This is a genomic window from Paenibacillus sp. FSL R5-0923, from assembly GCF_038009145.1.
Lineage (GTDB): Bacteria > Bacillota > Bacilli > Paenibacillales > Paenibacillaceae > Paenibacillus_AQ.
Genome location: NZ_JBBPAT010000001.1, coordinates 4813838 through 4840109, shown reverse-complemented (window position 1 = coordinate 4840109; position 26272 = coordinate 4813838). Strand labels below are relative to the sequence as shown.

The 26272-nt window shown below is 41.4% G+C and carries 26 protein-coding genes; 21 read left to right on the top strand and 5 right to left on the bottom strand.

Going from position 1 to position 26272, the window contains the following annotated elements; all coding sequences use genetic code 11:
- Positions 1 to 46: 46 nt before the first annotated feature.
- The 4 genes from MKX35_RS21695 (at position 47) to MKX35_RS21680 (ending at position 4272) form a co-directional block, all read left to right on the top strand.
- The gene (locus MKX35_RS21695) at positions 47 to 964 is read left to right on the top strand and encodes a dihydrodipicolinate synthase family protein (protein WP_076299400.1); all 918 of its coding nucleotides are present in this window, start codon (positions 47 to 49) and stop codon (positions 962 to 964) included.
- Between the two features lie 5 nt (positions 965 to 969).
- Positions 970 to 1653, top strand: a complete 684-nt coding sequence (locus MKX35_RS21690) for an N-acetylmannosamine-6-phosphate 2-epimerase (RefSeq protein ID WP_143759417.1) — start codon at positions 970 to 972, stop codon at positions 1651 to 1653.
- 19 nt (positions 1654 to 1672) lie between these two features.
- Complete coding sequence (locus MKX35_RS21685) at positions 1673 to 2668, top strand: ROK family protein (protein ID WP_081382856.1); 996 nt, start codon at positions 1673 to 1675, stop codon at positions 2666 to 2668.
- 197 nt (positions 2669 to 2865) lie between these two features.
- On the top strand, positions 2866 to 4272 hold the full coding sequence (locus tag MKX35_RS21680) for a GNAT family N-acetyltransferase (RefSeq protein ID WP_256716291.1): 1407 nt from the start codon (positions 2866 to 2868) through the stop codon (positions 4270 to 4272).
- 320 nt (positions 4273 to 4592) lie between these two features.
- Here the strand turns inward: MKX35_RS21680 and MKX35_RS21675 are convergent, their stop codons facing one another.
- On the bottom strand, positions 4593 to 5129 hold the full coding sequence (locus tag MKX35_RS21675; RefSeq protein WP_076299399.1) for a GNAT family N-acetyltransferase: 537 nt from the start codon (positions 5127 to 5129) through the stop codon (positions 4593 to 4595).
- 240 nt (positions 5130 to 5369) lie between these two features.
- On the opposite strand from MKX35_RS21675, the gene MKX35_RS21670 reads away from it, so the two are divergent.
- Together MKX35_RS21670 and MKX35_RS21665 are read left to right on the top strand one after the other, a co-directional pair.
- Complete coding sequence (locus MKX35_RS21670; RefSeq protein ID WP_076299398.1) at positions 5370 to 6557, top strand: stalk domain-containing protein; 1188 nt, start codon at positions 5370 to 5372, stop codon at positions 6555 to 6557.
- Positions 6558 to 6747: 190 nt separating this feature from the next.
- Positions 6748 to 6936 (top strand): hypothetical protein, encoded by a 189-nt coding sequence (locus MKX35_RS21665; RefSeq protein WP_076121390.1) that lies wholly within the window; start codon positions 6748 to 6750, stop codon positions 6934 to 6936.
- Positions 6937 to 7053: 117 nt separating this feature from the next.
- Here MKX35_RS21665 and MKX35_RS21660 read toward each other — a convergent pair whose 3' ends face one another.
- On the bottom strand, positions 7054 to 8343 hold the full coding sequence (locus tag MKX35_RS21660; protein WP_076299397.1) for an adenylosuccinate synthase: 1290 nt from the start codon (positions 8341 to 8343) through the stop codon (positions 7054 to 7056).
- Positions 8344 to 8456: 113 nt separating this feature from the next.
- Here MKX35_RS21660 and MKX35_RS21655 point away from each other — a divergent pair, with 113 nt between their 5' ends.
- The 7 genes from MKX35_RS21655 (at position 8457) to MKX35_RS21625 (ending at position 16363) form a co-directional block, all read left to right on the top strand.
- Positions 8457 to 9335: a LysR family transcriptional regulator gene (locus MKX35_RS21655; protein ID WP_076299499.1), complete on the top strand. Its 879-nt coding sequence runs from the start codon at positions 8457 to 8459 to the stop codon at positions 9333 to 9335.
- Positions 9336 to 9380: 45 nt separating this feature from the next.
- Entirely contained in the window at positions 9381 to 10616 is a 1236-nt protein-coding gene (locus MKX35_RS21650; RefSeq protein WP_076299396.1) for a molybdopterin-dependent oxidoreductase, read from the top strand.
- A gap of 226 nt (positions 10617 to 10842) precedes the next feature.
- Entirely contained in the window at positions 10843 to 11589 is a 747-nt protein-coding gene (locus MKX35_RS21645) for a hypothetical protein (RefSeq protein WP_305953483.1), read from the top strand.
- Between the two features lie 13 nt (positions 11590 to 11602).
- Positions 11603 to 13291, top strand: coding sequence for a vWA domain-containing protein (locus MKX35_RS21640; protein ID WP_076299395.1), 1689 nt, complete (start codon positions 11603 to 11605; stop codon positions 13289 to 13291).
- Positions 13292 to 13315: 24 nt separating this feature from the next.
- Complete coding sequence (locus MKX35_RS21635) at positions 13316 to 14455, top strand: toxic anion resistance protein (RefSeq protein ID WP_076282825.1); 1140 nt, start codon at positions 13316 to 13318, stop codon at positions 14453 to 14455.
- A 73-nt stretch (positions 14456 to 14528) separates the two neighbouring features.
- A complete protein-coding gene (locus MKX35_RS21630; protein WP_076282824.1) occupies positions 14529 to 15500 on the top strand; it encodes an alpha/beta hydrolase in 972 nt (323 codons plus the stop codon).
- A 140-nt stretch (positions 15501 to 15640) separates the two neighbouring features.
- A complete protein-coding gene (locus tag MKX35_RS21625) occupies positions 15641 to 16363 on the top strand; it encodes a sensor domain-containing protein (protein WP_076299394.1) in 723 nt (240 codons plus the stop codon).
- 86 nt (positions 16364 to 16449) lie between these two features.
- Here MKX35_RS21625 and MKX35_RS21620 read toward each other — a convergent pair whose 3' ends face one another.
- On the bottom strand, positions 16450 to 17238 hold the full coding sequence (locus MKX35_RS21620) for a tyrosine-protein phosphatase (protein ID WP_076282822.1): 789 nt from the start codon (positions 17236 to 17238) through the stop codon (positions 16450 to 16452).
- A 214-nt stretch (positions 17239 to 17452) separates the two neighbouring features.
- On the opposite strand from MKX35_RS21620, the gene MKX35_RS21615 reads away from it, so the two are divergent.
- A complete protein-coding gene (locus MKX35_RS21615; RefSeq protein ID WP_076299393.1) occupies positions 17453 to 18274 on the top strand; it encodes a DUF2785 domain-containing protein in 822 nt (273 codons plus the stop codon).
- Between the two features lie 47 nt (positions 18275 to 18321).
- A complete protein-coding gene (locus tag MKX35_RS21610; RefSeq protein ID WP_076299392.1) occupies positions 18322 to 19713 on the top strand; it encodes an alpha/beta hydrolase in 1392 nt (463 codons plus the stop codon).
- Positions 19714 to 19841: 128 nt separating this feature from the next.
- On the opposite strand, the gene MKX35_RS21605 is transcribed toward MKX35_RS21610, so the two are convergent.
- Positions 19842 to 20570: an SDR family oxidoreductase gene (locus tag MKX35_RS21605; RefSeq protein ID WP_076299391.1), complete on the bottom strand. Its 729-nt coding sequence runs from the start codon at positions 20568 to 20570 to the stop codon at positions 19842 to 19844.
- A gap of 155 nt (positions 20571 to 20725) precedes the next feature.
- On the opposite strand from MKX35_RS21605, the gene MKX35_RS21600 reads away from it, so the two are divergent.
- From MKX35_RS21600 to MKX35_RS21580, 5 genes are all read left to right on the top strand, one after another.
- On the top strand, positions 20726 to 21064 hold the full coding sequence (locus MKX35_RS21600; protein ID WP_042187604.1) for a winged helix-turn-helix transcriptional regulator: 339 nt from the start codon (positions 20726 to 20728) through the stop codon (positions 21062 to 21064).
- 27 nt (positions 21065 to 21091) lie between these two features.
- Positions 21092 to 21538 carry a hypothetical protein gene (locus tag MKX35_RS21595; RefSeq protein ID WP_081382855.1) on the top strand — a complete coding sequence of 149 codons (447 nt, stop codon included), beginning with the start codon at positions 21092 to 21094 and terminating at the stop codon, positions 21536 to 21538.
- 143 nt (positions 21539 to 21681) lie between these two features.
- A complete protein-coding gene (locus MKX35_RS21590) occupies positions 21682 to 22044 on the top strand; it encodes a BlaI/MecI/CopY family transcriptional regulator (RefSeq protein ID WP_076282816.1) in 363 nt (120 codons plus the stop codon).
- Positions 22045 to 22046: 2 nt separating this feature from the next.
- Positions 22047 to 22991 (top strand): M56 family metallopeptidase, encoded by a 945-nt coding sequence (locus MKX35_RS21585; protein WP_076299389.1) that lies wholly within the window; start codon positions 22047 to 22049, stop codon positions 22989 to 22991.
- A gap of 46 nt (positions 22992 to 23037) precedes the next feature.
- Positions 23038 to 24117, top strand: a complete 1080-nt coding sequence (locus tag MKX35_RS21580; protein WP_076299388.1) for a hypothetical protein — start codon at positions 23038 to 23040, stop codon at positions 24115 to 24117.
- Between the two features lie 782 nt (positions 24118 to 24899).
- On the opposite strand, the gene MKX35_RS21575 is transcribed toward MKX35_RS21580, so the two are convergent.
- Positions 24900 to 25034, bottom strand: a complete 135-nt coding sequence (locus MKX35_RS21575; RefSeq protein ID WP_256716290.1) for a hypothetical protein — start codon at positions 25032 to 25034, stop codon at positions 24900 to 24902.
- A gap of 210 nt (positions 25035 to 25244) precedes the next feature.
- On the opposite strand from MKX35_RS21575, the gene MKX35_RS21570 reads away from it, so the two are divergent.
- A complete protein-coding gene (locus tag MKX35_RS21570) occupies positions 25245 to 26258 on the top strand; it encodes an ABC transporter substrate-binding protein (RefSeq protein WP_076299387.1) in 1014 nt (337 codons plus the stop codon).
- Positions 26259 to 26272: the final 14 nt, after the last annotated feature.

Here is a 26272-nt window from a genome sequence, read left to right as displayed (position 1 = left end):
CAACGTAAATTAACAATAGTGATTTAAACGATGGAGGCTATTATCTATGAAATCATATAATCTTGAAGCTTTTAAAGGCATTATTATCGCTTTGTACTCTAGTTATGATGCTGAGGGGAATATAGATAAAGAAGCGGCACGCAAATTAGCTCGTCATTATGCTTCTACAGGTGTGAAAGGTCTTTATGTTGGCGGAAGCTCAGGCGAAGGCATGCTGCAATCGGTAGAAGAGCGTAAACAAATGCTCGAAGCAGTTATAGCGGAAGTAGGAGATGAGCTTACGATCATTGCTCATGTAGGTGCCCCATCTACAAGAGACAGTGTTGAGCTAGCTGTACATGCTGAATTAGTTGGCGCACATGCGGTATCGGCTGTTCCGGCTATCTATTACCGTTTGTCTCCGGACAGTGTTGAAAGCCATTGGCAGGCGATCATTGATAGTACTTCACTTCCATTTATTATCTACCACATCCCACAAACGACAGGTTTTCAATTATCTAAAAGCTTGTTAGTGAAGATGGCCGCGCAGGATAAAGTGATTGGCGTGAAGATTTCAGCAGAAAGTACATTTGAGCTTCAGCAGTTTAAGGCAGCAGGTGGAAATGATTTTCTTGTATTGAATGGACCAGATGAGCAGTACTTAGCTGGCCGCAGCATTGGGGCAGATGGTGGGATTGGTGGAACCTACGGGGTTATGCCCGAGCTATTTTTAAAAGTAGAACAATGTTATGGGCAAGGCGATATGGCTGAGGCGCAGAAATGGCAGTTCATTATCAATGATCTCATTGTAGAATTATTATCCTTTCCATCATTATATGGTGCATGCAAAGCAATTCTGAGTTTGCGTGGATTTGAAACGGGCCAACCGAGAATGCCTCTTCTACCCATCGAGGCTTCGGATCAGGATCGGGTGAAAGCTTTGAACAATAGAATATTAGATTATATTCTTGAAGCGAAGGGATAGGGTTTATGATGACTCGAATGAGCGATATCTTTCCGATGAAAGGTCTGATCGTTTCATGCCAGGCACTTGAGCATGAGCCGCTTCATGGTGGGGATACAATGGCAAAAATGGCAAGAGCGGCGGTTCAATCAGGGGCAATTGGAATTCGCACGAATGGGGTTCCAGATATTCTAGCGATTAAAGAAGAAGTAAATGTACCGGTTATTGGACTTATTAAACGGGATATTCCCGGATCAGCCATATTTATTACGCCAACTCTGGATGAGGTGAAAGCAATCGTGTCCGCTAAAGCGGATATTGTTGCATTAGATGTTACGAATCGGGAAGGTCGCTTAGCGTCGGTTAAGCCTTTAATCACATATGCCCATCAAATGGGTGTGCTTGTAATGGCAGATATATCGACTTTGGAGGAAGGACTGGCAGCGGAAGAATTAGGTGTAGATTTTATTGGTACAACACTTTCGGGCTATACACCATACAGCACACAACAAGAAGGACCAGATCTTGTCTTGCTTCAGCAGTTATGCGAGTTCGTGAAGATTCCCGTAGTTGCAGAAGGGCGTATATGGACACCGGAAGATGCGGCGAGCGCTAAGAGGGCTGGGGCATCTTATGTAGTTGTAGGAAGTGCGATTACAAGGCCACAGTTGATCACTTCACGATATGTCAAAGCCGTGATCGATTGCTGAGACTTAAGGAGGCGAGTCCGTGTTAGAAGATTATGATCCTCTAATGGAATATGCTGTCGGAGTGGATATCGGGGGGACGAAAATTAATGCTGGACTCGTTACACCACAGGGTGACGTAGTACATACTGTAAGTCTGAGCACAAAGGCTGGGTTCACGAAGACCGTGGACCGAGCTATTCAGGCTATTCAAAAGCTAATGAATGAGGTTACAGCGATGCATGCAGGCATTCAGTTTAAAGGGATTGGTGTAGGAACGGCAGGACAAATCGATTGGGAGGCGGGGAGTATTCGCTCAGCCTCTGAGCTTATTCCTGGCTATGCTGGGACAGCCTTGAAAGCGTTACTTCAGACTCAATTCCAGCTTCCAGTAATCGTAGATAACGACGTGAATGTACTAGCATTAACAGAGAAATATCTAGGTTCTTGTATAGGTGTGAGCGATTTTATCTGTCTTGCACTTGGTACGGGTGTAGGTGGAGCCATTGTTATAGAGGGTCGTCTTGTCCATGGTTCTTGGGGTGGCGCTGGAGAGTTGGGGCATCTGTCCGTAGATTTCAAAGGACCTGCTTGTGTTTGTGGAGGGAGAGGCTGCTTAGAACATTATGCGTCAGGCACAAGCATTGCTCGTCGAATGCGGGAAAAACTAACTTTAAACAATGAGCCACTTGATAACTTAGAATCACGAGACGTGATCGTGAGATGGAGAGAAGGAGACCGTCTAGCTACAGAAGTAATGGAAGAAACAATTGCTGCGCTTGGTTCAGCTATCGCTTCGTTTATTCATATTTTTAACACAAAGGTTATTGTTATTGGTGGTGGAGTGGCTGAAGCAGGTGAGCTATTATTCGAAGGAATAAGAAGAGAAGTGGCTACGAGAACGATGCCATCGATGCTGGAAGGCGTCCGCATTGAAGCAGCCTATCGTGGCAATTTCTGTGGAATGATCGGTGCGGCATTACAGATCTGGGAGTACGGAGTCCCATCCCTTTCATCTAGTAATGAAGGCTTTATCTAAATCTCTTGATTAAATAGAATAATTTACCGATAATGTTAAAGGGGACGAGAGTAAAGATCGAATCTTTCTGGGGTCCCTAATCCGTTTATAAGGAGTGATGATGTTTGATTACCAACAACACCACAATGAAGTCCGAGAGAGGTCAGTATTCGTAAGGGAAGAACACCTCTCAATGACTACGGGAGGCACTATCGGAAATGATGAATTTAATGAACTTGGTACGGGGAACAGAGAACGATCTACCCGCCAAAGAGATGATCAAGTATTGGAATCATGAGCCTGGAACTTTGAAGCTTGTGAGAGCAAGTAGCAATTTTATTTATATGTTTCAATGGAATAGTAAGCACTATTATTTAAGGTTTACTCACGAAGAGGATAATAGCGCAGAGAATATTCAAGCTGAACTAGATTTTATGATGTACTTATTGGAACAGGGCTATGAGACCGTGGCGCCATTACGCTCCAAGCAAGGGAAGTGGATTGAGACCCTTTCAACTGGAAATGGTAGATATCACGGGGTTGTTTTTGAAAAAGCCCAAGGGGAGTACGTTCCACTTGAAGAGATGTCGGAGCTGCAGTTCCAACATTGGGGTCAAACGCTCGCGAGATTGCATAATTTATCCGAGACTTATGCTCCGAGCACACCCGCGCGTAAAAGCTGGGTCGATTCGCTTCAATTTATTTTATCCGTATTAAGAAGACACCCCGAGGAGCATAAAGCGCTTAAGGAATATGAACGAATTGAGGCGTGGTTAAGTGAGCTCTCTTTTGGCGTAGGGCATACGGGGCTGATCCATTTTGATTTTGAGACAGACAATATCTTTTATATGAAAGAGACATCTCGATATAGTGCGATCGACTTTGATGACTCTATGTATCACTGGTTTGCGATGGATATCACATCAGCGTTAAGAGATCTATCCAAGCAGAATGATGAGGAGAGCAAGAAGAACATCGATCTTTTTATTAATGGCTATAGATCTGTAAAGCGGGTGGATGATGATTATATTAAGCTATTGCCAGAATTCCAAAGATTCTCTGACTTATATGGATTCGCTAGGTTACTACGGAGTTTAGAGAATTTGGACGTTTCTGTTTGTCCGGAATGGGCACTACAGCTAAAATCAAAATTAGAAGGAATCTGTGATCGTATTCGGGATGGCTTTCATCCACATATTGCGCTGAAGACAATCACTGAGAATAACTGGTTTGCCTGTACGCAATTAGAGGTGTCCAATGAGCAAAAGACGGTTTTTCCTGTACCAGTAGTCTATTGGTTAGCAGAATCGGCTTATTGCGGAATGACTCCGTTGGCTTTATGCGCAGATGAAGAATTGGTAGGATTCTCAGTATATGCCGTTGATCCTGAGGACGGAAGCTATTGGATTATGGCTTTTATGATTGATCAGAAATATCAGAATAGAGGATTCGGTAGAACCGGAATGGATGCCTTGATTCGCACTATAAAAGCGGAATATCACTGCGACAAAATCGTTATTGGACATCGAATAGAGAACGAACGTGCTTCGAACTTATATACATCCCTTGGATTCGTTGAAATGAGCAGGGATGAGGTTGAAGTTATACGTGAGTTGATAGTGTAAAGAAAAGAGGCCGTTCCAAAAGTAGTTTTTGTACTACTTGGGAGCGGCTCTTCTTGTTATCCTGTAAATGACGTTCCAAATGATGATCCGAGTGAAGTTCCAAGTGAAGTTTCAATAGAACAATTAGGGAATTTCTCCCTCTAATTCTGAGAATATTGGTTGCCAGACTTATAATTAGGGAAAACCTCCCCTAAATTCGTCTGATTTGATGAGAATCAAAGGAATTATCCTGATTTATAGGGAGGAATTCCCTAATTTCATTCATTATTAGCGGATATCGACTTTTTATAGGGAGTTTTTCCCTAATCAGTTTTAAACCATCAAATATTAGCCCACTCCTGCTCTAAAGAGGAATAGACGATCTCGTTGCACCATTGCTGATTACAGAATCTAGTCTCCCTAAGAACCCCATCTTTTAACATTCCTGCTCTAATCATTACATTCTCAGATTGCACATTCTCGGCGTTGGCATATGCAACAACCCTATGTGCATTAAGAGAGCTAAAGGCATACCCTATCAGAGACTTCACGGCTTCAGTTGCATATCCCATTTTCCAATAGTCCGGGAGTAGGACCCAACCGATTTCCCATTCACTGATTTCTTCCCAGTTTAACTTTATGCTGACATTACCGATGGGCTTCATATCCAGCTTTGTACATATTGCAAGATCATAATATTGCCGTGGATCACTTGTTGCTTGAGACAAGATCGAAAGGAAGTCATCTTTAATTTGTTTTGCATCAGGTGCAGTGTTCTCATATTTGTAGGAGAGGGGATTTTGTTCTAGTTCTTCATAAAAAGAAGAATCACTGCTTGTATAATCTCTTAAAATTAATCGGTTCGATACTATTTCCATGAATATAGCACTCCTAGTTTAAGTTTTAATTGTTCTTCAGTTGCTACCGCCTAATACGATTACAAAGACTCTGTTATACGTACTTTGTAACTTCTTGTAGATCCATGTAATTCCCTTTATTTTTCATAATATTTACACATTATAAAAATATAAGCTTAACAACCTTCCATTTTTATCTACAAAATTAGTGGAATTGTGATAAAGTAATATTGGTTTATTTACTAGAGGGGGATTTTGGAAATGAAAATGATTAAATGGGGCATCACTGCAGCGCTGGCAGTATCTATGTTTGGTCCAATTCATACAGCGAAGGCAGCAGATACAAGTGTACAAGTAGAGACTACGACTCAAAACAACGATGATCTAATCTTTAAGATGGACTATACGGAGATGACCGTTGGTGACAAGGTTCCAGTGCAGATTTTTGCAAAAGGTCCAGATGGCTCATCCGAACGTGTTCCACTGTCTCAAGCAGATATGGTTATTGAGAAGCCTTACTTATTGCAAAAGCTGCCTGATGGTTCAATAAAAGCATTAGCCGTTGGCGAAACAAATGTAACCGTACGTTCAGGAGCTAATTCCAAAACGTTAAAGTTATCTATCAGTGCTGATAAGGACATCGAAACAGGTGTATTAATCAATGGCACGATGTATTTGCCTGTACAAACTACCTTTAAGAGTTTAGGTGCAACTATTCAGACGAATACAGCCACTAAGACTTTTAGTATTCGTGTAGGGGATTTGCCTATTCAGCTTCAACTGGGCAGCGATATTGCTATGGTGAATGGGAATAAGGTGAAAATGAGTGGTAAAGTGCAAACCGTGGATGGAGGAGCAGTATTCCCTGCTACCCTCTTAAAAACAGCATTGGGAGCAGTATTGGACTTTGGTGCTCATTATGAGTCTTTGAACATCAATTTCGGTAAAGCTGAGTTATTTGCGTACACAAAAAATACGTTAAAAATATCCAAAAGAGAATCTCAAGGTGACCTCGCCAAGCTAATCGGAAAGACTTATTGGTTCAACCAGTATGATTCCGACTATAAATTCCAAAAAGCAACGATTGTTGATATTCTTGTGAACGACGATAATGAGTTTTCGATTTCTTTTCAATTGGCATCAGGTAAAATTGTGAATTCTTATGATATGGAATACGATCAGGTCACTCGCGATCTGGCAAACAAAGAGTATTTCTTTACGTCTGATCCTACCAAAATCTATAAATGGTCTAATGCGATTTGGGCCAAAATCAAGGCGGGTACAATTTCGACAGGGATGACGAAGCAGCAAGTAGAATTAAGCTGGGGCACTCCAATTGATAAATCAAGTCTATCCGGCAGTGGAATTACAGTTGAGACTTGGCAATATAGAAATTATAATTACGTAACCTTTACAAATGGTGTTGTCTCTATGATTTACACAAATTAATGTAGGGGAACTATAACTTCATTTTAAATCAAAGGACGCCTTCAGGTTCATCATCGGGCGTCCTTTTCATATATTCGAACGCCTCATCATTGATTTAGTCATAGAGCCTGTCTCTGAAGCATATCTTTTGAAAGAAGCACTTTCAGAATGAAATGTTGACTATTTATTGAGCGAAATGAGGGGTTTATTCATGGCAAAGTCAAAACGTGGACATGCACTGTGGAGTTTACCATCCAGGGGTCGGGGTACTTGTCCGGTCTGTCAGAGCACACGGATCAAACTGCTTTATCCAAAAAGAAAAACGGACGGATCAGTCGTTAAGGTTTGTAAGCGTTGTGACAAGGCGCCTCAGACGAAAGTGGATGCAGTGTTGGTGTAAAAGAGTAACGCAAGGATGCCTAGTTGCAGCTATATGCATTTTGCATGTAGGTACAACTAGGCATCCTTATTTTGAAATATAAGAAAGTATACATTTCACACTATGCTTGATATGAAATTATTTCAGCGTACGATGAATAACCTGATCACGTCTAGGTCCCACAGAAACAGTAGAAATACGTATTCCAATAGACGTTTCAATAAAGTCTACGTAACTTTTAGCTTGCTCTGGCAGCTCGTCGAAGTTTGTGATATGGGAAATATCGCAGTTCCAGCCAGATAAATACGTTATTATCGGTTTTGCTGTGTTTAACTTATTTGTTGCTGGAAACTTGTCGGTGATTTCCCCATTTTCAAGTTCATAGGCAACGCAAACCGGAATCTCATTTAAATAACCAAGAACATCCAGATTGGTCAGCACAACCTCCGTTGCACCTTGCATCAGGCAACCATAGCGTGTAGCTACTGCATCAAACCAACCCATACGTCTAGGACGACCCGTTGTTGCTCCAAATTCCCCAGCATCGCCACCTCGTGTGCGAAGTTCATCCGCTACAGGGCCTTCTAATTCAGATACAAAAGGTCCGGCACCAACACAACTGGAATATGCCTTCGTTACAGCGATAACATTCGTGATGGCAGCCGCAGGTAGACCCGCGCCGACAGGTGCGTATCCGGCAAGTGTCGATGAAGAGGTAGAGTAAGGGTATATACCGTGATCAGGATCGCGCAGAGCGCCTAATTGCCCTTCAAGTAGAATCGTTTCTCCTTTTGCATAAGCTTCTTGTAGTATTTCTGTTGTATTGGCAACGTATGGTGCCAATTGAGCAGCTTCATTTTGCAACTGAGCCATTAATTCAGAGACTTGGATAGGGGCTTTCTTATATAAATGCTCCAGCAATACATTTTTTGAAGCAAGTAATTGTTCGAGACGTTTCTCAAGTCGGGCGGGATCAAACAAATCTGCAACTTGTATCCCGAGCTTCGCATATTTATCCGCGTAGAATGGCGCTATTCCTCGTTTGGTTGAACCGAACCCTTGTGACCCAAGTCGTTCCTCTTCCAGCTCATCAAACAAACGATGGATCGAGAGTACGATTTGAGCACGCTCAGACACGTACAACTTCGGCTGTGGAATCCCTCTATCTGCTAATGCTTGTAATTCCTTTACTAATACTTCTGTATCAAGAGCTGTTCCTGGTCCAATAATGTTTGTAACTGAAGGGTAAAATACACCAGAAGGCAGCATATGAAGCGAAAATTTTCCATACTGGTTAATGATAGTATGCCCAGCATTACTTCCACCTTGAAAACGAACTACATAGGATGATTGAGCGGCTAGTACATCTGTCATTTTTCCTTTGCCTTCATCTCCCCAGTTAGCTCCTACAATTGCGATTACGGTCACGTGATTACCTCCCAAGCTTGTGATTGGCTACAGCTCTAAGTATAATGCTAGATATAACATTAGAAAAATTGATATATGTAATATCTATTATAAGGTGAGGTAATGACTTGGGAATGGACATCAACTTGGAATGGTATCGCTCTTTTTATTGGGTAGCACAAACAGGCAGCTTAACTGCGGCAGCAGAACGGCTGAATATCACACAACCCGCGGTGAGTCACACGATTAAGCAATTGGAAGAAAAGATGGGCGGCCCCTTATTTTTCCGTACCTCTAGAGGGGTGGATCTAACAACAGAAGGAAAAGTACTGCTGCGATTCATTGAGCAAGCCTTTCAGAATGTGGAGATGGGTGAGCGAGCGATTGCTGAAATGAACAATTTAAATAGTGGGGAGATTCATATCGGTGCAAGTGATACCCTCTGCAAATATTACTTGTTATCTTATCTCGAGCAATATCATGAACAATATCCTAACGTACGTATTCATATTACGAATCGAACAACACCGGAAACGCTCACGCTTTTAAAAGAAGGCAAAATTGATTTCGGCATCGTAAGCTTACCGGCATCTGACAAGCAGATTGAATTTCGTAAGAGTACACAGCTCCAAGATTGTCTTGTAGGAGGCAAGGGCTTCCGTCATTTAGCGGATAATACGATGCCGCTTTCAAACATCAAGCAGTACCCATTGTTGTTCCTGGAGCCAGGAGGCAGCACAAGAAAGTATATAGATGGGTTTCTTGCCTCCAATCATATGACGATAACACCAGAGTTTGAACTAGGCAGTGTAGATCTTCTTGTTCAGTTCGCTTTGCGTGGCTTTGGTCTAGCTTTTGTTATTCGTGATTATGTAAGGGAAGAATTAAAAAGTGGGGAGCTTGTAGAAATCCCTTTAGATCCGCCATTTCCAGAGCGTAACATCGGGATAGCGACTCTTCGAGGGGTTCCACTCTCTGCTGCATCAAAGTCCTTTCTAACCTTATTGGACTAAATTTAATCGGATGCGGGATCATTCATATGAGGAGGAGGCTAAGCTATGAGTGATTTGCTTGGTCGGCTACGTAAGGGATACGGGAAAAAGCTGCGTGCACTTCACACCTGGAACGGCTGGATCGTCGTGATATTGGCCTTGACTGGGCTTGTGCTAGTAGGCGGTTTCTGGCGAGGTTTCCTCGGTGAAGGCAGGGTATGGATTAAAGGCTTGCATATTGTGGTAGGAATTGCATCTATCCTTCCAGTGATCTATTATCTTCTGCTGGCCAGTAAACATTGGAAACAGCTAAAGGAAAAACCTTGGCAGCGGTTCAATGTACTTGTTGTGCTCTTCCTGTTGCTTGGGTGGTTCGTTTCTGGTGTATTGTTATGGCAGTTTCGTACGGTAGGACCGCAAGTATCTAATCTTGCATTGGTCGTTCATGATGTCCTGACTTGGATTGGACTGCCTTACATTATCTATCACTCATTGACTCGTGTGAAGTGGTTGAAGGAGCCGAATCGTCGGACCATCAAGAGCGAGGGGAGTGCTATTACAACATCTCAGAATACTCCTCAGCCAGTCTATACACGTAGAGCTTTCATTCGAGGGACGATCGGTGTAGGGCTTGCCCTTACAATCGGACCCTCATTTGTAAAATGGTTAGGCAGCTCGATTGGAAACATCGGTGGCAGCGAAACGATCGATAAATTAATCGAGAATGACCGCAATCAGCTGTTGCCAGCACCGCAGCCACTGGCGGCATCGTCACCGCCTCTTGGAGGTGGGTCGCAGGGTCAATTCCGTATTTATACTGTAACCCCTATTCCTGAGTTCACGAACGATAATTGGTCCTTTAAGTTGGATGGTCTTGTTGATCAGAGCTTTACATGGAATTGGGAGCAATTCGTTCGATTGCAACGGACGGTTCAAGTGAGTGATTTTCACTGCGTGACAGGTTGGTCCGTCTATAAGAATACCTGGGAGGGCATCAAGCTGAAGGATCTTCTACAACTGGCTGGTGTGAAGTCCACTGCAAAGACAGTGAAGTTCTACTCAGGGGATGGAGTATATACAGATACCCTTACGCTGGAGCAGGCGGATATGGACGATGTTATGGTCGCGGTGATGCATGATGGGAAACCGATTCCGAGCGATCTCGGTGGACCAGTTCGGCTAATTGTCCCCAAAATGTTCGCCTACAAGTCAGTGAAGTGGCTGAACCGGATTGAACTGATCGAGGGAGAGCATACAGGATACTGGGAGCAACGAGGCTATTCGAATGACGCTTGGGTATAAATAAGTTTACTTAACCTTAATGGGCTTGGGGCCTGTTAAGGTTTTTTTGTGATTAGGGATGTAATCACAGAAATATTTCCATATATATAGAAGTGAATCAACGAGGGGCAGAGATCATCTGCGGAAAATTAGTTTTTTTTGTAAATAAAAGGAGTATGGTGAGTTAGTTTCTGATAAAATAAAGCAAATGATGGAAAAAGTTACCGGATCGGTTAGGGAGGTGTTTATGTTGAACGGTGCGAGATCCGTAAAGCTATTAGGACTTATAGTTGGCGTGGTGTTGCTGAATATTATCGTTTTGTCACCAGGGTTATTAGGGGTCGAAATTGGGGGAGTAAGCGTTCTAGAGACTTCCTTTGGCGTGACATTAGTAGTGATTAGTCTTCTTGTTGTCCTTTATGGAAGTTATAATTTACTGTTTAAATCTTCGGTGGTTCCACCTGTAAAAGAGATAAAGACGCATGAGGATTATATAGCAGCGCTCACGCAATACAAAAATGTAAAGGTGCTGAAGAAGGACATTACGCTGGCTTTGGATCAGGTCACTCGAATGGAAAAGAAGAAAAATACATTAATGGTTGTCCTTGGTCAGAGATTTGAGCAGTCGGAGCTAAGCTTCAAGAAGTTTGGTGCGGTCAGTTATGAAGTAGAGAAGCTTTTCTATCTGAATATCCGAGGGATACTTAATAAGTTAAGTGTTTTTGACGCTTCGGAATTCTCCCTTTTTGCTAGTCAGCAGAGACCTGCGCAGTTCTCGGATAAATTGGTGCAGAAAAAAACAGCGCTATACAATGAATACTTGGCTTATGTAACAGGTTATCTCGGTGCAAACGAAGAGATTTTGCTGAAGTTAGATCAATTACTTCTCGAAATATCGCTTTTAGACAGTACGAATTATAAAGATGTTGAAGATATGCCTTGTATGAAGGAGATCGATGAATTGATCAAACAGACGAAATTCTATAAGCAATGAAAGGAAGATGCGAATGGCTAGGAAAGGGAGAACATTTTTAGTCCTCGGAATTATTACAGTTGTAGTTTTTGCTCTTGTGTACTTTGGGATCACCTTAACATCTAATTTAGGTAAAACCACTACTGAGGTTTCGTCAGAAGATGCAGGAAAGCGGCTGGAAAAACTTTATAAAAAAATTAACGTAAATATCGCGGAGCAAGTTAAAGGACAAATCGACCTTGATCCTGTAGCGATTGGTGATTCCTTACCGGATATTTCTAAATTTCCTATATCAGTAACCAATACAACGGATAGCTTTGTCGAAATCTTTTCATCCACAGAGAAATCAGGAACGGGTAATGATGGATGGCTTAATGAAGTGGCGACAGACTTTAATAGTTCCAATATAGACGTGAACGGATTACCTGTTTCAGTAAAAATTCGCAATATTGCTTCAGGAACAGCGACGGATTACATAAGGTCTGGTAAATATATACCAGATGCGTTTACACCATCCAATGAGTTATGGGGTGAGATGGTAAAAGCGAACGGAATGAATACGCAGCTTATAACCAATCGTCTTATTGGTAATGTAGCCGGTATTGTCACGAATAAAACGAAATATGATGAGTTAGTAGAAAAGTATGGTTCTTTAAACGTTAAGACGATTACTGATGCGATAGCGAATAATGAATTATCTATGGGTTACACAGATCCTTTTGCCAGCTCAACAGGTTTGAATTTTCTTGTGACTGCACTTGGGACGTTTGACAGCTCTGATTTGCTTGGAGAGCAAGCGGTTCAGGGCTTTGAGAAATTCCAAGCGAATGTACCTTTTATCGCCTCGACTACTTTACAAATGCGTGATGCGGCTAAAACGGGGAAGCTGGATGCTTTTGTATTAGAGTACCAAATTTACGCAAATGCCCCCGAACTAAAGGGTAGTTATGTATTTACTCCTTTTGGTGTAAGGCATGACAGCCCCCTTTACGCATTAGGTGATCTTCCACAAGAGAAGCTGGACATTATTAAGAAATTCGCGGAGTTTGTTGAACAGGATAAGTATCAGCGTTTGGGTGAGGAAAAAGGTTTTAATGGACTGAATGACTATCATTCGGAGGTTAATCCAGTGGATGGCAGTCTTTTATCCTCGGCTCAAAAGCTGTGGAAGGAGAAGAAAAACGGCAATAAACCCATTGCGGCAGTATTTGTAGCTGATGTCTCAGGTAGCATGAACGGTGAGCCTTTAAATCGTTTAAAGCAATCATTATTAACAGGACAGAAATACTTAGGCAAAGATAATAGTATTGGTTTTGTTTCCTACTCCGATAACGTTACGATAAATCTTCCAATTGGCAAATATGACACGAATCAGCAGTCGATGTTTGTTGGGGCAATAGATAGTCTTCAGGCGAATGGGGGGACAGCGACTTTTGATGGAATTGTGGTGGCACTCAAAATGCTTCAAGACGAAATGAAGATAAACCCGGAAATCAAACCTTTAATCTTTGTATTAAGTGATGGAGAAACGAATGAAGGTCATTCACTGAATGATATCAGGGGCTTAATTGAAACCTATAAAATTCCGATTTACACCATTGGCTACAACGCAAATATTAAAGCACTGGAGAGCATTTCAAGTATTAATGAAGCGGCTAACATCAACGCGGATACAGATGACGTAGTCTATAAAATCGGAAACCTGCTCAATGTCCAAATGTAAGTTACAACTTTTAGGAGGGGTTCTATGTCTTTTACGATGGAAGTGGTAAGTCCGGAAAAATTGAAATCAGCGATTGAAGAACAGGTTAAACCTGAGCCACAGGAAGTAACACAACTGAAGGAAATGGCGATAACCAATGTCTCGACGATTTTGGAGCTGGATTTAGAATCTTTGGATAAGCGAAAAGAAGTGCTGCAATCCATAGACAGCTTCGGGATGAGCACCATGAGATCGTCTTCAGACAAGAACTCTCTTTTGCAAGTTTCTGTAGGGAATTTATCAAAAACGGGGGATGAAGGCGGGCAAGTAGCTAAAGGATTAACGGAACTAAACCTCCAGTTGAAAGATTTAGACCCAAGCGCAGTGGATTTTGCCAAAAGTGGTCTTCTAGGGAAGTTCTTTAACCCATTGCGGAGTTATTTTGCGAAGTATCAAAAAGCAGATGCTGTAATCTCAGATATTATCATTTCTTTAGATAAAGGCAAAACCGTATTGAAAAATGATAACACTACATTAGAGTTTGAGCAGCAATCGCTTAGAGAGCTCACTAAAAAACTGCAGAAAGAAATTCAGCTAGGAATGCTGATGGATCAGGAGATTGAGGCTCAGCTAGATGCAGCCAAGCTACGTAATGAGTCTGAAGAAAGAGTAAAGTTCATAACGGAGGAGGTGTTGTTTCCTCTGCGGCAGCGTGTGATGGATCTGCAACAGATGCTGGTAGTAAATCAGCAGGGAATTATGGCGATTGAGGTGGTTATACGAAATAATAAAGAGCTAATTAGAGGGGTGGACAGAGCTAGAAATGTTACGGTTTCTGCCCTGAAAATCTCCGTTACGGTGGCCAGTGCACTCTATAATCAACGAATTGTTTTGAAAAAGATTGAACTCCTAAATCAAACAACCAACACGCTAATAAGCGGCACCTCAAAAATGTTGAAAGATCAGGGGGCGGCGATCCATAAGCAATCCCTAGAATCTAGCATTTCAGTAGATACATTAAAACAGGCATTTACAGATGTGCTATCCGCTTTAGATTCGATCAGTACGTATAAGCAGGAAGCTCTTCCTAAAATGCGTGAAACCATTAACCAGTTTAGAGAGCTGGCAGATAGCGGAGAACAGCAGATCGTGCGGCTCGAGAAGGGGAATAAGCTGGGCTTATAGAATAGTTTGAACAATGGAGTGCGTAGAACTTACGTACTTTTTTTGTGGAATAGCTGAAGGGGAGGTGAAGAACATGTGGAGGCGGTTTCGTAAAATGGTGTTAGGTATTCTCCTCTTACTGGTGGTGCTAATAGGAATTGGAGCCTTGTATCAATGGTATGGTTCAACACAAGACAGAAAAGCTTATAGACCCGTTGGAAAACTGTATGAGGTAGAGGGCAACAAGATGCACCTTTATACGGAAGGCGAAGGCAATATTACAGTAGTCTTCGCTTCTGGATGGGGATCGGTAAATCCGTATGCTGATTTTTATCCTTTGTATGAAGGACTAAAGCAGCACGTAAAAATTGCAGTGTATGATCGCTTCGGTTACGGCTTCAGCGATGCGACGGACAGACCACGAGATATCGATACGATTACAGACGAAATTCATGAGCTCCTTAAAGTCTCCAAACAGAAGCCACCTTATTTATTTGTCGGTCACTCACTCGGCGCTCTAGAAACGATTCGGTACGCACAGCGCTTCCCGGAGGAAGTGAAGGGGATTGTGTTTATTGATGGTGGAAGTCCAGAATATTATAAAAAAAGCCCGGAGCTAACCGTTATTCCTTGGATATATAAGGGACTCCGAACGACAGGTATTCTGCGGATGTTATATCATTTCGATGGATTCGCGGCATGGGTATCTGACCAAAGTAATGGTGATAAGCTTTTGCCTGAGGGGCTAAAGGCACTAAATCGTAAAGGTACCTTACTCAAGATTGGAAACAGGAACATGGTGAATGAGTTAGAACTAAGTCGAGAGAATGCCGAAGTCGTCATGACTGGTGGGAAGCCACTCCATATCCCCATTACCGTTTTGACGGCTGACTATTTTGGCAAGCTGGATGAAGATCGATCATGGAAGGACAGTCAAGCGGAGTTTCCCGCTTGGTCCACCTCTGGCAAGCAAATCATCGTACAGGGCAGTTCTCACTATATTCATAGTTATCAGCCGAAAGTTGTTGTAGATGAGTTGCTTCGAATGGTAGAGAAGGGGGGATAAACTAGGGCTTGTGGCTATTTCCAGTCTAAACCCATCCTAGCCTTTAGTCTGGTAAGACTCCGGTCCTAAGACTGTTTTGAGCCTTCTCTTTCTCACGTATAATAAGATTAATTGATAACGTGAGAGGAAGGACATAAGAAATGAACGATAAGTTGTATACAATGCCGATCGGAGCGGTAGATTCCATGCAGATTCCCGTAGAATCGAAATCACAATCTAAACCAGGCAAACGTCGATCAAGTCCCAAGACCTATCGGAGTATATTGTATTTTATAATCTCTTTGCCGATTACGATTGTATATTTCGTGTTTATGGTGACAGGATTAGCATTATCGATTGCTTTAACACCAGTTTTCATCGGTATACCCTTGTTTTTCGCAGTAGCTAAAGGGTTAGATTACATTGTGAAATTTGAGCAAGACCTAGTAAGATCACTGCTGGATATCCCTAGACCGAGTGAAGAGCGTAGAACAGATATGAAGCAAGAGGGAGCAGGCTTCCTGCAACGAATGAAGTTAGGTTTTGATGGTGCAAAGTTTGCACGTAACATCATGCTGATTATGGGACGATTCGTATCCAGTATTATCTTCTTTTCACTAACGATAACTGTGGTAGCAGCTGCGTTAGGTCTGATTACACTACCCGTGCTTCATCAGATTTTCCTGCAAACGATGGATTTGAACATTTTGGAGAATAGTGTGTTTGCTTTATTTAATATCGACTGGACATTATCTCAGCAATACATTTCTTATGTTGTAGCGGGACTCGTCGTTGCCGTGATCGCAACTTGGGTGATTAAGTCGTTGATGGATGTACAGCGTAGAATGTTGTTTGTATCCTACGAGGAAGAACGTCAGTATTAAATGGAAAGAAGCGTAGCTCTTAAAGAGCTACGCTTCTTATACTTTTATCGCTATCTTAATGAATTAGTCCATAGCTCAATAAGTTGTTAAGCTTCTAAACAGTAGGCTTGTAGCTGCTTGCGCTTATCAGCAGTCATGCCGAATTCCTGTTCGAGGAAAATCTCTACACTTTTATAACGCGCGTCAATGGCAGAGAAAATGGCTTCCATGAATTCTCTGCGTAATATAAGCGCAGCCATAACAGTATCGACTTCCTTCGGTGACAGATGCTGTGAGGCTTGCTTTTTTATTTGCTCATTCAAAGGACCAAGTGTCTGATTGGAGAGCAAATAGTCTTCTATAATCGTCTCTCTTGGAACCCCAAGTGCTAGGAAGATGAATGCTGATCCTACGCCAGTGCGGTCTCTTCCGCCGGCACAATGATGCAGGATACTGAATTCATCTGGAAGCATAATGGTTGCCATAAGTCGCTTAAAGGAAGGGTTATTAAAGGCCATATCCAAATACATATTAACCAAGAAGTCTGTCGTAAAATGTTCAAGGAATCCAGAACGAACCACATCTCTCATGTCTCCAGGCACCTCTTGCTTTAGCGCAGGTACACAAATGTTATTAACTCCTGGAATGACTGGATCTGGTTTTAAACGAATTTCTTCTATTCCCCGATAATCAAATATGGTCTTAATTCCAAGTGATTTAAAGAGCTTTATATCTTGATCGGTCATTCCTGTTAATTCGGCTGATCGAAAAAACAAACCGTATTTGACTCTACGGCCATCTGCGGTGGTGTATCCGCCCATATCTCGGAAATTGAGGACCCCTTTAAAGGGGAGAACACGACGCTTAGAATCTGTTGTTTCTAGTTTCTGGTTCATTTTCGTACCACCTTTGGTTGGTTATTGAATAGGCTATTCTAGAATGTAGAAAGGGTGTCGCTTAACCATAAAAGTTTGCCCTTAATACTATATATAGTACCATGATAAATGCCGACAACCCGAAAGGATAGTGTGACATTTTCCAAACTAATATCTCTGTTAATTGTCGCGTTATTACGCTGTATACGGAAAAATTCTAGTAGGAGTGTGTAAAATGAATTTAAAAGAAAAGTTGATAGTAATAAAAGAAAATGGCTACCAAGCACCTCCCGATACATTCCAGTTGATACAAGAAATGATACATAACATCGGTTCTGTGGATGCCGAGCTGCGTGATGATCTGATTTATACAATCTTATCACACTGGATTCCTGGTAATTCTCTAACTGCAAATGAACTAGAACAACTTCTTCCAGTTATTTTGGATCATAACCATTTGCATTTTAAGCTTGGTGAAACAAATACAGATGCTGTCTTTACTCGATCTTTCTCAATGCTAGTCATACCACTCGTCTTAGAAAGACATAGAGAATCACCATTTCTCTCAAGAGAGCAAATTCATCTGATAAAAGAGAAAGTATTTTACAATGTACAAGAAGAGCGAGATTACCGCGGGTATGATGAAGAAAAGGGCTGGGCTCATGCCATAGCCCATGCAGCAGATGCTTTAGACGATTTAGCTCAATGTTCCGAACTGGATAACAATGACCTCATAACGATTCTCCATTTGGTTTATGAAAAGATGATCATAACAGATCGAATTTACTCCGATGGGGAAGATGAGAGAATGGTAAGACCCATAATTAGTGTTTTAAATAGAAAAATACTTAGTCAGACTTATGTAGAGCAATGGATTCAAGGTTTTGGTGATGTGGAGAGAAATTCAGAGTTTCTTCCTGCCTTTAGGCAAAAAAATAATATAAAGAACTTTCTGAAAAGTTTATACTTTCGAGTTAAATTTTATAAAGTAGATGCCGATCTCTGCCCAACTATCGAGCATACATTATATAAAGTGGAAAAAGTATACTATTCCTAGTTTGAAGTTCACTTTTGAAATTTGAACCATAGTTCAGGGGGGGTTCTATGCATTCAAGTGGTATATTTAAATGGAGCTTTTGGGGACTTGCTGTATTAATTTTGTTAGCGCTTTCGGGATGTTCTAATAACGGAAATGTAAATGAAAAAGTTGCTACATCACCATTTCCCAATCCAACGATAAGCAATACTTCTCAGGCATCGGATAGCCCAAACATTGGGGTTGTGGCAAAAGGTACTGTGCACATAGATAAACTAGGTGAGCGGAGAATATTTGTTTATTTGCCTGCAGGGTATGAAACCGACGATGAACGTTATTCAGTAGTGTACATGCATGACGGGCAGAATGTTTTCAATACAAATACCAGCTCTTTAGGCAAAGAATGGAGAGTGGAGGAGATCATTGATCAGCTCGTTGCTGATGGAACAATGGAGAAGGTTATTGTGATAGGAATCGCTTCAAGTGATGGTTCAGAACGTGGAAAGGAGTATGTCCCTTTTCCGGAGAAGTCTATTCCTACTGATGGAACGAGTGCAGAGGAATTTACCCAATATTTTATTAAAACGGTTATCCCCTATGTCGATGGTGCTTATCGGACCATTCCCGATCGGGATCACCGAATGATCATGGGATCGTCTTTCGGTGGTATTCAGGCGTTATGGATGGGATATCAACATCCGGAGACTTTTTCAGCGATAGCGGCTTTATCCCCTGCCACTTGGGTAAGTAATGGGCGTATATTGGATGAGTTGGCGAAAGAGTCCGGGAAGCCTGCATTGAAGATTTGGCTCGACATGGGTGTAACCGAAGGAATGCCAATTGATCCGCTTGTGAATGTATTAAAGTCGAAGGGATTTGTATCAGGTAAGGACCTATTCTTTCAGATGGACCCTTTGGGTACACATGAAGAGAAGTCATGGAATAGACGTGTACATAGTCCATTGATTATGTTCGCCGGGAAAGAGGCTGTACAAAAGATCAAGCTTGAAGTAAGTGACTATCTGACATTACTCGGACCGGAAGCTCTTAATGTGCGTCTTAATTTAATTGCCACTATGGATAATGGGATGGGTTATACAATCCTTGACGGAGTTGAATATCAAGTGTTGAATCCTGAAGTGGGGCAGGTAGATATAGCAGGTAAGGTGAGCTTTCTGAAACCGGAATCCTTGAAAGTAAATGTTTCATTTCAAGATGTTACTGAAGAACATTTGGTTAACTATGAGCATTATGTAAAGGTATTTAAAGTTTATGTGAAATCTCTTGATGTTGACGAGAACGGGGATGAGTTCTCCATTAACCTGAAGGCCTCTGCTCGAAAAATAAATTCATCTCCTGAGTATATCACAGCGCTAGTGAGCTCCGCTGAAAAAATTGGTATATATAAAATTAAGGAGACTCAGGAGGATGTAATTCGTATAACCTTTAATACGAAGTAGTCATAGAAATTCATATTCAAATGAGGGTAATCCCCTGGCTAATAATCAAGAAATTTCTCACCTAATTCTTTAAACTAAAAGGAGCTGACCCCTAAGTAGCATTTCCTACTTATTGAGTCAGCTATTTTTTAACGCAAAATATAACCCCCATCAGGAAATAGGGTGCTTCCCGTAGTATAGTTATTAGTCATCAAATAAATGGTTGTATGTGCCGCTTCGTCGGCATGTCCTACTCTGCCAAGGATATTCATATTCGTATATTCATCATAAGACTTGTCTCTAGTTTTTTGTTCTGCTCCTACCCAATTAAAGTTGGTATGAATGGTGCCTGGGGAGATGACATTTACTCGAATCGGAGCTAACTCAACAGCCAATGCTTTTCCTAGACTCTCAATCGCGCCGTTACAAGCTGCATAGGAGGCACCGTCTGCAAGTGGTCGTTGACTGAATGCGCCAGACATCAGAACAATAGAGCCAGTTGGACTTATATATGGGATCGCGTATTTCACAGCATTATATTGAGGCCAGAACTTTGCATTAAAGCAGCTTTGTGCAATCTCTAAGCTTGAAGTAATCGGTCCTCTAACATAAGAGGCGCCGGGAGTGAACAAATGATCGAAGTTGCCGATTTTTTCAAAAAAAGACTTTAAGTCTTCTTCATTTTGATTATCAAGCGAATGAGTTTCGGTAGATTCGGACCCTAGAATTTGTTGAGCTTTTTCTAATTTATCTTGTGAACGCCCAGCGATTATGACATATGCGCCTTGTTCAACCGCTTGTTTGGCAGTCGCGAGCCCTATTCCGGAGCTTCCTCCGATAATGACGATTCGCTGGTTTTTTAATGAAATACTGGACATTTTTATCTACTCCGTTCATAGTAAAATGGACTTTTAAGTTCTGTTTTTTATTATTAGGTATAAAAGAAATTCTGCACAGTACGCACTTTTTTCGTACTAGGTACGATTGTTCGTACTAGCTGTGAAATAGATTAACTATCGAAAGAGATGATCACATGGATTTACTGGAGCCGAGATTGGCCGGAGTGCTTACAACGCTTGATAAGATCGGTGGAAAGTGGAAGCCGCTCATTTTATTTATTTTATTGATAGATGGTACCAAACGATTTGGCGAACTTCGACGGATTATTCCAGATGTCTCTCAAGGGACATTAACTAAGCAACTACGGGAGCTTGAAGAGGATCAACTTATCGATCGTGTGATTTTTCATGAGCTTCCATTGAGGGTGGAATATAGTATTTCAGAACATGGAAAATCACTAATTACTGTTTTGGATAGCATGTGTGGCTGGGGAAGGATGCATCAGGAGTATTTAAATAATACAAATAAGTAAGGGGCGGACATTATTATAAATACTATTTTGCAGGACCCAACAGGTCAGGCCTATAAGACGCTGATACAGGTAGCTATGGAAGTGTGTGATGAATTTATTTTGGTCAAACGGGATCAGATGGAGTTAGAGTCAGAAGGATATGAACTATTGGAACGGTTAAAGCCTTTTCTCAAAGAGATCGTCAAAGATGATTATTGGCCGGGAACTCGGCTTATGGGGCATTATGCAGATGTTTATTTTTTTAGATGTTCACCGGATGCGGTCGATATTTTACTATCCTATTCTACGAGCTTGTACTCATGGGTGCAGACTAGAGTGCCCGATGATCTTTGTTTTTTAAGACAGGGGCAACCGTGGTTAATCAATACAGCTCATGAGCGAGAAAGCCATATTGTAACTGATGTAGAAGAGGAGCTTAACAGACTAGAAGAGAGCGGACTATTGTTTCGTGACTTATCTGTGTTTTATCCTTAATAAAGATAACAATGAGGCGATGTTTGCAAAGACAGAGTCTCTTTTTTTGTACTGGAAATTTTTGTAGACAAAATGGTCTACAAGTTGTAAACTCTAATTCAAATGGAAGGTCTAGGAATTGTAGACCAACGGGAGGCGCAAGGTTGAAGGATCTCAGACTGACCGAAATGGAAGGTAGATTTGCGGAATTAATATGGGATCATGAACCGATTCCGTCAGGGAATCTGGTGAAGTTATGTGAATCCGAGCTCAACTGGAAGAAATCTACGACGTATACGATGTTAAAACGACTTGAAGCTAAAGAGATTTTTATCAATGATAATGGTGTGGTAGGTTCTCTTATCAAAAAGGATGACTTTTATGCGGAGCAGAGCAAGGCGTTTGTGAAGGAAACCTTCGGCGGTTCGTTACCCAAATTTTTGGCTGCTTTTACAAAGAGCCGGAAATTAAGTGACAGCGAAATTGATGATGTTCTAAGACTAATCCATGAGCATAAGGAGGAGTAACGGTGGATCAGCTGTTTGAACAACTTTTAAACATGAGCATTACGGGAAGTTATGTGATTGTGTTTATCATCGTGGCACGGCTGTTCTTAAGAAAAGTTCCCAAAATATTCTCCTATGCCTTATGGTCTGTGGTTTTGATCCGACTCCTGTGTCCGTTCTCGATTGAGAGTATATTTAGTTTTATCCCATCTGAAGTACAGAACTCACCTCTAAATAAGCTATACACACAAATGCCTCAAATCCAAAATGTAATCAACACATCCGAGCAAGCTGTAAATAATATATCACCCGTACTTATTCCCTCTACACCTGCTGCACCAAGTGGTATAATCCCTTCGAATCCTTCAGATGCGTGGATTAACATAGGCCAATATATATGGTTGATCGGGATTGGGCTGCTGCTCATCTACAGCATTGTTGCCACTGTTCGACTTTCACGAGACTTAAGAGCCGCAACCCCTCTTTTCGAAAATATATATGAACATAACGGCATCTCCACACCTTTTGTATTCGGCTTCCTTAAGCCTAGAATATACCTTCCAAACGGTCTTTCCGATCATGAAAAAGCTTATCTCATCAAACACGAGCAAGTGCACATACACAGATGCGACCACATCATAAAACTTCTCGCGTTCGTTGTTCTGTGTATACATTGGTTTAATCCAGTGGTTTGGCTTGCTTTTTATCTGATGAGTGATGATATGGAGCAGTCCTGTGACGAAAGCGTCATAAGACAGATGGGCAGTGGAATCAAAAAGGAATACTCGACCTCACTTTTGTCCTTATCTACTGGAAGACGATTTATGGGTGGTTCACCGCTTGCCTTTGGCGAGAGCAATACAAAAGGACGAATCAAAAATATTCTGAATTACAAAAAACCAGCCTTTTGGGTTGTTTTAGTCGCAATCTTAGTCGTGGCTGCGCTGTGGTGTCGGACTCATAAGTAATCCGAAAAATGATCCATTAACCGTAAAGGATTATGCCGAGCAATTTATGGAGCAGAACATTACGAGCTATGAGAATAGTACAAATGTTAAGATGGTTAACAGTAAAATTACTAAGCTTGAAAAAATAGCGTCATTCGACGATCTGTTTGCAACACCCTTGGAAATTTGGAGTTTAGAATATCGCTTGAAACCGGATGATCCAGCTAAGCTGACGATGACGGAAAATGTGGTTGATGGATTTATCACCGAAGAAGGAAGCATGGGGAAACCGATACTTATTTTTTCTATTATGAATTCAACACCACAATATTTGGGCGTAATCAGGAGTGGAGAGAATGACATATCCACACCAGCCGGTCAGGAAATGGCAGTGCGTGTGTTTCTTGAAGCAAACCATCACCTTCCGCATGAAACTTATAGTGGGAAGCATATTCTAGTGAAATTCCCCTTAACGACAGGCGAAACAAGTCAACTGTTGTTATCCCAACCTGTTATTCAAGGAGATTCAGGAATTTGGACCGTAGAACGTTGGAAGGATTCGAATGGAAATGAATATTACAATACACCTCAAACTGATGTTACGATAGCTGAATATTATGCCCGTCTGCAGACATTAGCGGATCAGGGGGAGGAGCCGGCACTACTTGATCCTTTGCAGGTCGCCATGAATTATATAAGCAATGATATTGGAATGGGTCAGCATGTCAAGCTGGATCAGCTTGTGGTGGACAATGAGGCTACAGCTGATGATTTTGCGATCACGCCCGAGAGTATATTAATGGGCTATGTTTTTAATCTTAGCCTGGAGAATCATTCCTTTGATTTTGATAACATTGAATGGCTAACAATGGAGGATTCCGCTCGCTTTAAAGGGTTGAATATTAATCCAGATGAGGATATGCCCAATGGATTTTATATCCTCAACAAATATACGTATACCGATCCATTAGAGGTTACAGAGGATACGAGATATTCTATTGTTGATGCTAATGCGGGTGCTCTAAAAGAAGTAAGCAAGCAGGAGTTTATTGAATATTTCAAGCAATATACTGATTTTGTGCCCCCGTGTGTGATTACTAAAAAAGACGGATATGTCACCAGCATTGCTGAGAAATATATGCCGTGAAATATCCGCTGATGAAAAAAGATGAACTTATATTTAAAGCGCTGAAGAACCCGCATTTAGTGCGGGTTCTTCAGCATGTGTATCGGCGCTGGCTCCTTTACGTTACTGCCGGCACATTGTATTCGATTTTTCGCATACATTTGGCTCGTTTACGTTACCTTCGGCACATTGTATTCGGTTTTTCGCATACATTTGGCTCGTTTACGTTACCTTCGGCACATTGTATTCGGTTTTTCGCATACATTTGGCTCGTTTACGTTACCTTCGGCACATTGTATTCGGTTTTTCACATACATTTGGCTTATTTACGTTACCTTCGGCACATTGTATTCGGTTTTTCGCATACATTTGGCTTATTTACGTTAGCTTCTGCACAATGTATTTGGTTTTTCACATACATTTGGCTCGTTTACGTTAGCTTCGGCACATTGTATTCGGTTTTTCGCATACATTTGGCTTATTACGTTACCTTCGGCATATTATATTCGGTTTTTCACATACATTTGGCACCTTTACGTTACCTTCGGCACATTGTATTCGGTTTTTCGCATACATTTGTCCGTAAGCTCGACTAAAACATGTATTCTAAGGATTTAAGGTTCGCTGGGTCCCTCATCCCAAAGAGGCGTGTGCTTAATTAAAAACAGGGCTCCCCATGGCCAACAGTTGAATATAGGCCCATCCCTTGAGTTCATTTCACATTTCTCCGCAATCTAGAAATTTTAAAAATTCTATTATAGCAAGCATAAACGCCTTCGGTGTTCTTAATAGGACGGTAGAGTCTAGGCCACTGGCAGACCCAACTGTTTACGAAACTTATTCCGAACTACGACAGAGAGTGCATCTAGCTCGACAAGCTCTGCCAGAGCGTACGCCTCTTGAAGACCAACCTGCATTAGATGCAGTACATGTGACACGGATGCACCGCCAGCTCCATTTCCTTTTTTAACAATTACGTCATCTGCGGAAATTTCTCCCTTTATAATGATCTGACAATTTACAAAATTTCATATATTTAAAGAAATCTATTGATAATTGTTCTCATATGATTTAATATGATAACGATTCTCATTATCATTACTTTGCTATAAAGAATGATAAAAAAAATAGAGATGGGGAGATAGAAAATGAATCAGAAAAAAGTTTTATTAGCAGGGGTATCAGCGGTTTTAGCTTTGAGTTTGGCGGCATGTGGTAACAATGAAAAGGATAACGCAGCTTCAAAAAGTGCAAATAATTCCGCCGTAGCAGCAGAGGGAAATGCAAACAACAAAGGAAATACGGCTCAGGAGGCAGTTGCCACTGAACAAACCATTACATATCTAGGTAAGGATTATGTTGTACCTATAGAGATTCATAATATCGTAGCTGCAAGTCTTGAATCTATGGAAGATGCAGCAATCTTAAGAGTGAAACCTGTAGGCGTACTTGCTATAGCAAATGCCATTCCAGGTTATCTGTCAACGGAATTAGCTGGTGCATCTTTAGTGGGGGATAAATTTGCTCCAAGCAATGAGGCGATCTTGCAGCTAGATCCAGATGTTATTTTAGGGTCTTCCAAGTTTGGTGAAGATGTGTCGGGTGCGCTTAATAAAATTCAAACGATGATTCCTTATTCACATATATCAACGAATTGGAAAGATAATCTGCTTTTACTAGGTCAATTATCCGGAAAGACCTCAGAAGCAGAAAAGATTATTAGCGATTATGAATCAAAAGCTGCTAGTGCAAAGGCTGACGTTGGAGAAAAGTTGAAAGATAAATCAATTCTAGTTATTCGTATTCGTGAGGGTAGTATGTGTGTGTATCCAGCGGGTGTTTACCTGAATCCGGTTATTTACGAAGATTTAGGTGCTACCATTCCCGAAGTAATAACAACTACTAAAGCTCAAGCTGAGCTTTCACTAGAAGCTTTAGCGGAAATTAATCCGGACTATATTTTCTTGCAGTTTGAGACCAGCGAGAATACGGATAATGCAACGGCACTTGATGATTTACTTAAGAATCCGATCTTCAAAAGCGTAAATGCAGTCAAAAACAATCATGTCTTTGTAAATGCAATTGATCCGTTGGCGCAAGGTGGTACAGCTTGGTCTAAAGTAAGATTCCTGGATGCTGCAATTGAAAATCTCTTAAAGTAAAACCGAAGGTGCGA